Raw genomic sequence first — 3545 nt, 5'->3', positions numbered from 1 at the left:
ACTGAAGGCGCACTTCCATGCGCTAGAGCATGGCGGGCACTTCCTGGCCAGTGACGGGTTCACCGAATTGCCGCTGGTGGAAGAGCTTCTGCTGGGCATGATGAACGGGAAAACGAACCGCTAATGGCAACGAATTCTGACTGGTCATCACCCGCCAAGGTGAAGTACCGTGAAGTCGCTACGCTTACACTTACGTCACGATAGGAAATCGAAATGAGTAAGGCAGATGAGCTCGCTGCAAAACTGAAACAGAAACAACAAACCCGTGCGGACGCCGAAGCCTGCGCAGACACGGCGATTGAGCATTGGCCGATACAGGTCTATGAGATGTACCACCAGCTTGAAACATGGCTGGAGCCACTGACCGAAGCCGGCTTGAACATTCGCCGCATCCCCACACACGTTATCGAAAATCTCCCCTCCGGCGAGACCTTCAACTACGCCATCGACAAGCTGCTGATCGAGGGCAACCACCACAGCATCACCCTCGACCCCATCGCGCGCTTCGTCATTGGCGGCATGGGCCGTGTCGATATCCTCTCCAAAGGCCAACAGCTGTATTTGCGCCGGGCCGAGACCGAACACGGTGAAGCGCACTGGCAGATCCAGACGATCCCGCGCAGCGGACAACCTCGACCGGATCCGGTCGAGCTCGATGAGGACAGCTTTCTCTCGGTGATACAGGAAGGCCTGAAGCTCTAGAGCGCCACGCGGGGAAGCATCACGGGGTTTCACCCTTCCCTGCCGATCCGAGTAACCGATGAAAGTCCTGTTCATGTGCACGGCCAACAGCTGCCGCAGCATCCTGTCCGAAGCCATGTTCAACCACCTCGCCCCGGCAGGTTTCGAGGCGGTGAGCGCCGGCAGCTTTCCCAAAGGCCAGGTCCTGCCACGCAGCCTGACCACCTTGCAGGCCGCCGGCATTGCCACTGACGGGCTGAGCAGCAAGGGCAACGACGCCTTTGCAGACAGCCCGCCAGACATCGTCATCACCGTGTGCGACAAGGCGGCCGGTGAAACCTGCCCGGTGTATTTCGGCCCCGCACTCAAGGCGCATTGGGGGCTTGAAGACCCGTCCGACGTCAGCGGTAGCGAAGAACAAATCACCGCCGCCTTCAACGCCACGCTGGCCACCATCGAACCCCGTTGCCGCGCCTTCCTCCAGTTGCCCTTCGAACGCCTCGACGCCGCTGCACTCCAGCACGAACTCGAGCGCATCGCCACCCTTTAGCCTGGAGCGCCGCATGAGCGATCAACTGCCAAACCTCGACTCGCTGCTGTCCGACACCTTGCACCACGCCGCGGTCGACAACCCCAAGCCACGCATATTGCTGCTCTACGGCTCGACCCGTCCACGCTCGTTCAGCCGCCTGCTGGTGGAAGAAGCGGCCCGGCTGCTGGAACACTTCGGCGCCGAAACGCGGATCTTCAACCCGTCCGGCCTGCCGCTGCCGGACGACGCGCCCAGCGACCACCCGAAAGTCCAGGAACTGCTGACCTTGATGCAGTGGTCCGAAGGCCAGGTGTGGTGCTCGCCGGAACGCCACGGCTCGATGTCCGCCGTGTTCAAGGCGCAAATAGACTGGGTGCCGCTGGCGATGGGCGCCGTACGCCCGACCCAGGGCAAAACCCTGGCCGTGATGCAGGTCTCGGGCGGCTCGCAGTCGTTCAACACCGTCAACCAACTGCGCGTGCTGGGGCGCTGGATGCGCATGTTCACCATTCCCAACCAGTCCTCCGTGCCGAAGGCCTTCTTGGAGTTCGACGACCAGAACCGCATGAAACCCTCCGCGCTCTACGACCGCGTGGTCGACGTGATGGAAGAACTGCTGAAATTCACCCTCCTGCTACGCGACCGCCCCGATCTGGTCGACCGCTACTCGGAGCGCAAGGAAAGCGCCGAGGAATTGAGCAAGCGGGTTAACCAGCGCTCGATATAAAGCCGTGAAATAAACAAGGGGCGACCGCAATGGCCGCCCCTGCATACTTTCTACAACTTCTGTAACACTTTAATTATTCCCCCCTCCTCCGATCACACTCTTTTACATCTGAGGTACACATTCTTAACAAATGCATTCCTTTCGTTGATTAGCATGGACAAACCTTATGCGAATTCAGGGACGTCGCTATTCCAACGAATGCTTTATGAAGGAAAGCAAATGCCTACTGAACAAATCATTATCCTTGTTGCCGTTACAGTCATCGGTCTTATTTGGGCTGCCAGAAGAGATTTAAAAAACCGGAAGAAAGAACAGGCCATGAAAGAGGCCAATGAGCGCGTAGATTGACTGTCGGTCACTTTCAAAAACAAGTGGGCAGATAAAGTTGGTTATTATAAAAAACCAACCCGCCCCCACTGACTGCACCGATACATATCTACACCAAGCTGAAACACGGAAAAAACCACCCCCGTAGCAGCTGCCGAGCCCGCGAGGCTGCGTTCGAGGACAAAGTCCTCGCAAATCCTGAGTACGCGGTTTGCGTGAAGGAACGCGTTCCCTGATTCACCACCGCCTCATCCAAACGCGGCCCAGGCCTGACGCAGGCTCGACAACTGCTACAGAACGGGACAAACCCAACCAAAAAGGGGCAACCTCACGGCCGCCCCTTTGCTCTACCTCCGCAACCGCCTCCCAACCACATCCATCAAATCACACCCATCGCGCAGCGGAATCACCAACACCCGCGCAAAGTCCCGCAACAGCAAAGCATCACGACCAAGCCCCTCGCCCAAGGAAAGCGTCTCCAGCAATTGCGTCACGCTGCAAATACGGTACGCCGCCGTGTCATGCAGCACATCGACCGGCGCTTCGGTGTCGATCAACAGCGACGCAATTGTGCAATCAATGCCGGTGATCGGCATGTATCGAGCCATGGCAAAACCTCCAGTGAATGAACCCGCGTGAGCACTCAGTGACGAGCAGCCGAGGAAACCCCGGACGCCAAGTCCGGCGTATCGAAGTGCTCCAGCGCGCGATTCACCAACAACTCGCTGAGTACCACCAGTTGCTGCATCGCCAACGCAACATGGCGGCGCGAACCTTCGAGTTCGAAGGCCAGGTCGGTGGTCATGGCGTTCAGGGATGCGAGGGTTTCGGAGGTGTGGATTAGCAGGGTTTCGGTGTCGACGTTGGGGGCGATGGTGAAGATGTGGGTGGTGGGGTCGGAAACGGCTGGGGTTTCGGGGGGATTGGGGGTGATCTTTTTCATGGGTGAAGCTCCTTTAGCAATTCAGTGAACCGCCAATCTCACTTCCACATGAGGGTGGCAGCCGTACGCAGGTGTGGAAGACCGGGGCTAAAGGATCCCGGCGCACTCGGGAGTGCCCCGCGCACAGCCGCCATAACACGACAATGTTGGCATAAAAAAACGCCGACATGTGTTTATGGGCGCTTGGGCGCCTTTAGCTATAGAACGGACTTCCACATCCGGCCGCTGATTTTGCAGCGACTGGGGARGGCTATATGGTGAGGTGACTGGCGGAAAAGCGGCTAGAACCGATGCGGGTTGAAGGAAATGTCCGATGCTGGTGTGGTGTGTTGGAC

Annotated in this window: 6 protein-coding genes; 4 read left to right on the top strand and 2 right to left on the bottom strand. The window is 58.3% G+C overall.

Translation table 11 applies throughout. From position 1 onward, the window contains the following. Positions 1–213: 213 nt before the first annotated feature. The 4 genes from AC1DH9_RS26600 (at position 214) to AC1DH9_RS26585 (ending at position 2288) form a co-directional block, all read left to right on the top strand. Positions 214–702: a hypothetical protein gene (locus tag AC1DH9_RS26600; RefSeq protein WP_427544167.1), complete on the top strand. Its 489-nt coding sequence runs from the start codon at positions 214–216 to the stop codon at positions 700–702. Positions 703–760: 58 nt separating this feature from the next. Continuing rightward, positions 761–1231, top strand: coding sequence for an arsenate reductase ArsC (locus tag AC1DH9_RS26595; protein ID WP_427544170.1), 471 nt, complete (start codon positions 761–763; stop codon positions 1229–1231). Between the two features lie 13 nt (positions 1232–1244). Next, positions 1245–1940 carry an arsenical resistance protein ArsH gene (gene arsH / locus AC1DH9_RS26590; protein WP_103319236.1) on the top strand — a complete coding sequence of 232 codons (696 nt, stop codon included), beginning with the start codon at positions 1245–1247 and terminating at the stop codon, positions 1938–1940. A gap of 219 nt (positions 1941–2159) precedes the next feature. Further along, entirely contained in the window at positions 2160–2288 is a 129-nt protein-coding gene (locus AC1DH9_RS26585; protein WP_427544174.1) for a hypothetical protein, read from the top strand. Positions 2289–2614: 326 nt separating this feature from the next. Here AC1DH9_RS26585 and AC1DH9_RS26580 read toward each other — a convergent pair whose 3' ends face one another. Next, positions 2615–2875 carry a hypothetical protein gene (locus AC1DH9_RS26580; RefSeq protein ID WP_427544177.1) on the bottom strand — a complete coding sequence of 87 codons (261 nt, stop codon included), beginning with the start codon at positions 2873–2875 and terminating at the stop codon, positions 2615–2617. A gap of 35 nt (positions 2876–2910) precedes the next feature. After that, complete coding sequence (locus tag AC1DH9_RS26575) at positions 2911–3210, bottom strand: DUF6124 family protein (RefSeq protein WP_427544180.1); 300 nt, start codon at positions 3208–3210, stop codon at positions 2911–2913. Positions 3211–3545 lie beyond the last annotated feature (335 nt).

It is taken from the genome of Pseudomonas sp. 05T35 (assembly GCF_056396605.1).
Note: the sequence above shows the minus strand (reverse complement) of the source record. Positions and strands in the feature narration are given on the sequence as shown.